This is a genomic window from Pseudogulbenkiania sp. FW507-F1 (assembly GCF_058781125.1).
In genome coordinates this window covers 35,416-41,948 of record NZ_JBYSWM010000031.1, presented here as the reverse complement: position 1 = coordinate 41,948, position 6,533 = coordinate 35,416, and the positions used below count along the sequence as shown (strand labels likewise).

Below are 6,533 nucleotides of genomic sequence, written 5' to 3'. Positions count from 1 at the left end.
CAGCGGGAGCCCCCTCCGCCCTCCTCTCGCCCCGTCGGCATTGCCCACGCGCCCGCTTCGGCCAACGTTGGCCGAAGACACCTCCAGGTGGCATGCGCCAACGGCCGGCTTAACCGACACCGCCGGGACAGGACACAACGAGGCCGCACCGGCCAAAGAAATGGCGGAAGACCCCTGCCGGGCCTTCCGCCTTGCGCTTCCTGCCGTGACATTGTTCCGAGACCCCAGTCCTCCCATGACAAAAGGCCAGGGACGTCCCGACGTCCCTGGCCCTTGATCGGTTGCCGCCCGGAACGCTAGCGCGTCACAGCAGCGGCACCACCAGAATCGCCACTACCAGCGCCCAGATCAGCGCCCCGAACGAGAAGATGGTGTAGGCACGCGACAGCGTGGTCACCGACTCGTCATGCTGGAACCAGCCGTCCAGGCCGTGATAGATCAGTCCGCCGGAAGCCAGCAGGCCCAGCAGGGCGACCACCACGTTGAGCGCCGGCGACGGCACGAACAGCGACAGCGACGACAGCCAGATGGGGATCGGCGCATACGCCGCCAGGCGGAAGCCGTCGCGGTACTCGAGCGGGTGGTCCCGGCTTTCCACCGACTGGATCAGCCAGCCCATGGCAAACACGCAGCCCCACTCCACCACCAGGAACACCAGCGAAATCCACACCCAGTTCATCAGCGTGGTATCCGGGGCGTATACCGCTCGGTGCCAGGTGGCGGCGTAGAGGATCATCGCCACCGGCAGCAGCGACAACGGCAGCACCACCTTGAAAAAGGTTGCCATCACGGAAGGGTGTTGCCTGGCCAATTCCGGCCAGCCCTCATGCGACGACCAGATCATTTTGGGAGCATTCATCAGATTCACGGCATTCCCTCCGGGTGACAAAAAACTGCACACATTACTTTAAAGCTAATGCAGCAGGTCACAAATTCAAGATCGACTCCGGGAATGCCGCGCCCTAGGTCTGCGACTGCAGATAGTTGGGCAGGCCGATCAGCTTGATCAGCCCCAGCTGCTGCTCCAGCCAATGGGCATGATCCTCCTCGGTGTCGTCCAGTTGGGCCTCCAGCAACTCGCGGCTGACGTAGTCGCCCTCTTGTTCGCACACGGCAATCGCCGCACGCAGCAAGGCCACCGTGTCGTACTCCAGCTTGAGGTCGTTGGCCAGCATGCTCTCGACGTCCTTGCCGATGTTGAGCTTGCCGGGGCTCATGGCCGGGGTGCCTTCGAGAAACAGGATACGGTTGATCAGCCCGGCCGCGTGCCCGGTCTCCTCTTCCATTTCGTGGTTCAGCCGCTCAAACAGCTTGCCGAACCCCCAGTCGTGGTACATGCGCGAGTGGATGAGATACTGGTCGCGCGCCGTGAGTTCACCGGCCAGCTGCTTGTTGAGCGCCGCGATAACGGCCTTGTTGCCTTTCATGGTCGGTCTCCTGAGGTGAGGGAATTCCACCTGCCGCAAGGCGCACCGGCACCCGCGCTCCGAGCGGAGGCAATCCCGTTACCGAAAACGGCACGCAGCGGGCGACGGCAGCAGGCGGCTCGCACGCAACTGCCGCCCAAGGAGTCGGCACGCCGCAGCCCTCCCCCGGAGCGGCGGAAATTCCGCATGCCGGTCTAGTCATGATGCTCAAAACGGTGGTCACAGCTCGGACACTTGGCCGCGGCTTCCACCGTCCAGAACACGTGGGTCACCGTCTTTGACCCGTCCGTGTTGTAGCGCTCGTACAGCGAGCTGCGGCCGTTCACCGACTGGCGCACCAAGGCCCCCCAGCTGCGCGGGTCGTCGGTGATATCGACCCCCGCCGAGGCCGCCGTGGTCGAGGCAACGGTAGTCGTGCTGTCGAGGTGAGCATAGATGATGTTCAACTCTTCGAAGTCATGGGCATTGGGGTGCGTGCTCAGCGTGCTGCCGGCGTTGCTGCCGGTGTTGGAGAAGTAGTCCATGCAGGTGTTCAGCGAGCTGCCGTCGGTGGACTGGTGGTCGAGACCGAAGGTATGCGCCGTCTCCTGGCAGATCACGTGCAGCTTCTCGTTGGGATTGTTGTAGGTCGCCAGGTTGAAGTACGAGTCGTTCATCTTGGCGGTGCCCTGGGTGATGTGGGTGCCGCCGGTGATGTTGATCGAGGCCAGCCCGAGCCAGCCGTTGTAACCGTACTTGCCGTTGCACACCTGGGTGGTGCCGCTGACCATCGAGCACCGTTTCGTCGACTGTCCGGCAACGACGGCGGTGAGCAGCGGGGTCGAGCTCGCCCCGAAACTGGTCGGGCTGTTCCAGTCGCTGGACGCCTGATGGAGATAACTCACCCAGTCCGCCGCGGTCAGGTTGTTGCCGAGCGACAAGGTGAACTGGGCGCTCGTGCGCGCCCAGTGGTAGCCGCCCCAGGAATGGGTCGCCATGGCGGCCCCCGGCAGCGCCGCCAATGCCGACCCCATGGCCAGCCACAACAGTGAACGTCGATACGTCGCGTCGAACATGGTGCTCCCCCGATGGTTTCAGCGACAGCGGCCGGCCCCGTTACCGGGGCGCCGGGCTGGCGCGCATTCTTCCCGGCAAGCCGTTCCGCCGCCGTCGCGGCGATCACGGCTCTCCATGTTCAATAGTTATAGTGGGGTGCCTGCAAAATCCAAACTGCAAGTGCATACCGTGACACGATGCGGCCGTTCCTCTCTTCCTGACACGAGACAGGGCCGCCGCGTGCGTACCCCGGAATGAAAAACCCCCGCCCTCCTCTCGGAGCGGCGGGGGGCATCGTCATTCGCCTTCGGCCAACCTTGGCCGAGGCGTCAACGCATCAGGCCTGAGCCTGGCTCATGCGGCGCAGCACTTCGTCCTTGCCGATCAGCGCCAGCACGGCGTCGACCGACGGCGTCTGCGTGGTGCCGCACACCAGCACGCGCAGCGGCATGCCGAGCTGGCCCATCTTGATGCCTTCGGCGGCGCAGAACGGCTTGAACAGGTGGTGGATCGCCTCGGCGTTCCACTCCGTCAGCGCGGCGAGTTGCTCGGCGAAGCGCGCCATGCGCGCCTTGCTGTCGTCGGCCAGGTGCTTTTCGATGTCGGCGGCGGCCGGCTCGCGCGTCTTGTAGAAGTAATCGCACTCGGCGGCCAGCGCGTTGAGATCCTGCACCCGCTCCTTGACCAGCGCGATGACGTCGCTCAGGCACGGGCCGCAGGACGGATCGATGCCGGCCTCGGCCAGTTTCGGGGCGATCAGTTGCGCCAGGCGCAGGTTGTCAGCGGCCTTGATATGCTGGGCGTTGAGCCACAGAAATTTCTCGTTGTTGAAGCGGCTGGCCGAGGGGCTGACGTCCTTCAGGTCGAACCATTCGACAAACTGTTCCAAGGAGAAGAACTCGTCGTCGCCATGGCCCCAGCCGAGGCGCGCCAGGTAGTTGAGCAGCGCTTCCGGCAGGATGCCCTTGGCGGCGTAGTCGACCACGCTCACCGCGTCGCGGCGCTTCGACATCTTCTGGCCGTCCTCGTTGAGGATCATCGGCAGATGGCCGTACACCGGCAGCGGCGCGTTAAGCGCCTGCAGGATGTTGATCTGGCGCGGGGTGTTGTTGACGTGATCGTCGCCGCGGATGACGTGGGTGATGTTCATGTCCCAGTCGTCCACCACCACGCAGAAGTTGTAGGTCGGGCTGCCGTCCGGGCGGGCGATGATCAGGTCGTCCAGTTCCTCGTTCTGGAATTCGATGCGGCCCTTGACCGCGTCGTCCCACGCCACGCTGCCGGTGAGCGGGGTCTTGAAACGCACCACCGGCGGCACCCCCGCCGGCGGTGCCGGCAGGGTCTTGCCTTGTTCCGGGCGCCAGCGGCGGTCGTAGCGCGGCTTTTCCCCCTTGGCTTCCTGCTCGGCGCGCAGGGCGTCCAGCTCATCCTTGCTGCAGTAGCAGTAATAGGCATGGCCGGAAGCCAGCAATTGCTGGATCACCTCTTTGTAACGGTCGAAGCGCTGGGTCTGGTAGAACGGGCCTTCGTCGTAGTCGAGACCAACCCAGTGCATGCCGTCCAGGATGGCCTTCACCGATTCCGGCGTGGAACGTTCGAGATCGGTGTCTTCGATGCGCAGCACGAAGGTGCCTTGGTTCTTGCGGGCGTAGGCCCAGGAAAACAGCGCGGTGCGCACGCCGCCGATGTGCAGGAAGCCGGTCGGGCTGGGGGCGAAACGGGTACGGATCATGATGGCCAGGGTCTGACGAAAAGACGAAAGCGCTATTGTACGCTGCCCGCAAAAAAGCCCGCAAACGCGGGCTCGATGATAGCGGCAGGCTCTGGCCCCCTCACACGAACGGCACGCCGTCCAGCGCCCCCGCCGGCAGCTTGTCCGCCACCAGCCACAGCGCCATCCCGGCCAACAGGCTCGCCATGATCCAGTTGAACGCCGCCAGCCGGCGCGGCGAGCGCAGGAAGCGCGCCAGCGCCACCCCGCCCCAGGCCCACACCCCGATGCACGGCAGCGCCACCATGAAGGCCACCACGGCGAACAGGCCGCCCGCCTGCCACAGCGGCATGCCGGAGGGCAGGAACAGCAGCGCCAGGTTGACGCCCATCAGCCAGACGTTGGGATTGAGCCAGTTGAACAGCACCCCGCCGGCAAAACCCATCGGTCGCGCCGCGTCGCCGGCTTCACCCGGCTGGCCGGCACGCGTCATCTGCCACGCCAACCACAGTAGGTAGCTGCAGCCGGCCAGTGCCAGCCACAGCTGCAGGTCGGTCATCAGTTCCTTGATATGGCCCAGCGCCACCGCCAGGATGGCGATCTGGCAGGCCAGCCCCAGCGCCATGCCGAGCAGCGCCGGCAGGGTGCGGCTGAAGCCGAAGCGCACGCCGGACGAAGCCAGCACCAGGTTGTTGGGACCGGGGGTGATGGTCATCACCATCAGGTAAAGCGTCAGCGGGACGAAGTTCATGCGGGTTCCAGCAAAAAAACAAGGTTTTTCGATGGAGACATGGTAGCGAGCCCGCCATTACAATAACAGATTCAAAAAAATCGTATTGCAACCATAACAGTTTGGACAATTCCCAACTGTTATGGTCGAGTCAGCCGCCAACTGTACCGCTTGACGTCAACGGAGCCCCCATGAATCACGAGCCGCTCTACCAGCAACTGGTCAACGAATGGATCACGCTGATCCAGAACGGCGTGATGCGCCCGGGCGAGCGCCTGCCCTCGGTGCGCCAGGCCTGCGCCATGCACAAGGTCAGCCCGTCCACCATCCTCGCCGCCTACCGCGCGCTGGAAGACCGTGGCGTGATCGAGGCGCGGCCGCAGTCGGGCTTCTACGTCAAGTCTTCGGCCAACCTGCCGCTGCCGCGCATGCGCCGCCAAAGCACGGCGCTGCCGACCAGCGACGACGTGCTCGACCACATCGAGGCCTTCATGGCGGCGCAGACCGGCGAAGACTTCATCGATCTGTCGCTGGCCAGCCCGCGCGGCAGCGACTTCTACCCCACCGGCCGCGTCAAGCAGATCCTCAACCAGCTGATCCGCCAGCACCCCGAACTCGCCACCGACTACCCCTTCCCGCCCGGCTCGGCACGCCTCAGACGCCAGATCGCCCAGCGTGTGGTGAGCTGGGGCTGCGTGCTGGCGGCCGAGGATATCGTCATCACCAACGGCTGCTCCGAGGCGCTGTCGCTGGCGCTGCGCGCGGTGTGCAAGCCGGGCGACACCGTCGGGCTGGAATCGCCCACCTACTTCGCGCTGGTTCCGCTGCTCAAGAGCCTGGGCTTGTCGGCGATCGAGATCCCCACCCACCCCACCACCGGGCTGTCGCTGGACGCGCTGGAGCTGCTGCTGTCGGAACAGCGCCTCAACGCCATCGTCGCCATGCCCACGGTACACAACCCGCTCGGCTGCAGCATGCCGCTGGAGGCCAAGAAGCGCCTGGCGCAGCTCGTCAACCAGTACCGCGTGCCGCTGATCGAGGACACCCCGCACGCCGAGCTGTTCTACGGCCAGGCGGTGCCGGACGCGGTCAAGGCCTACGACCGCGACGGCTGGGTGCTGCTGTGCTCGAGCTACAGCAAGACGCTGGTGCCGGGCTTTCGCATCGGCTGGATCGCGCCGGGGCGCTACCTGAAGGAAGTCACGCGGCTCAAGGTGGCCAGCACGCTGGGCCAGCCGCGGCTGCTGGAAGAGACGGTGGCGGAATACCTGGAAAGCGGCGGCTACGACCACCACCTGCGCGGCCTGCGCCGCCACTTCATGAGCCAGATGGAACGGCTGCGCGGCATGGTGGCCAGCCACTTCCCGGCCGGCACGCGCGCCACCTCGCCCTCGGGCGGCTGCCTGTTGTGGGTGGAACTGCCCTCCGCCACCGACACCCAGCAGCTGTTCCGCGCCGCGCTGGCCGAGCGCATCACCGTGGCGCCGGGCACCATCTACTCGGCCAAGGGACGCTACCGCCACTGCCTGCGGCTCTCCTGCTGCTACCCGTGGAGCGACGCCTTCGAGCGCGCGCTGGTGCGCGTCGGCGAGCTGGCCGGCCAGAGCCGCAACACGACGGCATGAAAAAA

Annotated in this window: 6 protein-coding genes; 1 reads left to right on the top strand and 5 read right to left on the bottom strand. The window is 65.5% G+C overall.

Annotated elements, in window-relative coordinates; genetic code table 11:
• Nucleotides 1-304: 304 nt before the first annotated feature.
• The 5 genes from AC3WG5_RS16445 to AC3WG5_RS16425 all read right to left on the bottom strand — a co-directional run bounded on the left by AC3WG5_RS16445 (nucleotide 305) and on the right by AC3WG5_RS16425 (nucleotide 4,924).
• On the bottom strand, nucleotides 305-844 hold the full coding sequence (locus AC3WG5_RS16445) for a YIP1 family protein (RefSeq protein WP_492569651.1): 540 nt from the start codon (nucleotides 842-844) through the stop codon (nucleotides 305-307).
• A gap of 118 nt (nucleotides 845-962) precedes the next feature.
• Complete coding sequence (gene bfr / locus AC3WG5_RS16440) at nucleotides 963-1,427, bottom strand: bacterioferritin (protein WP_492569648.1); 465 nt, start codon at nucleotides 1,425-1,427, stop codon at nucleotides 963-965.
• Nucleotides 1,428-1,621: 194 nt separating this feature from the next.
• A complete protein-coding gene (locus tag AC3WG5_RS16435; protein ID WP_492569646.1) occupies nucleotides 1,622-2,482 on the bottom strand; it encodes a hypothetical protein in 861 nt (286 codons plus the stop codon).
• Between the two features lie 317 nt (nucleotides 2,483-2,799).
• Nucleotides 2,800-4,197 carry a glutamate--tRNA ligase gene (gltX, locus tag AC3WG5_RS16430; protein WP_492569650.1) on the bottom strand — a complete coding sequence of 466 codons (1,398 nt, stop codon included), beginning with the start codon at nucleotides 4,195-4,197 and terminating at the stop codon, nucleotides 2,800-2,802.
• A gap of 97 nt (nucleotides 4,198-4,294) precedes the next feature.
• A complete protein-coding gene (locus tag AC3WG5_RS16425; protein ID WP_492569644.1) occupies nucleotides 4,295-4,924 on the bottom strand; it encodes a LysE family translocator in 630 nt (209 codons plus the stop codon).
• A gap of 170 nt (nucleotides 4,925-5,094) precedes the next feature.
• Between AC3WG5_RS16425 and AC3WG5_RS16420 the strand changes: the two genes are divergently transcribed.
• Nucleotides 5,095-6,528, top strand: coding sequence for an aminotransferase-like domain-containing protein (locus AC3WG5_RS16420; protein ID WP_294864522.1), 1,434 nt, complete (start codon nucleotides 5,095-5,097; stop codon nucleotides 6,526-6,528).
• Nucleotides 6,529-6,533: the final 5 nt, after the last annotated feature.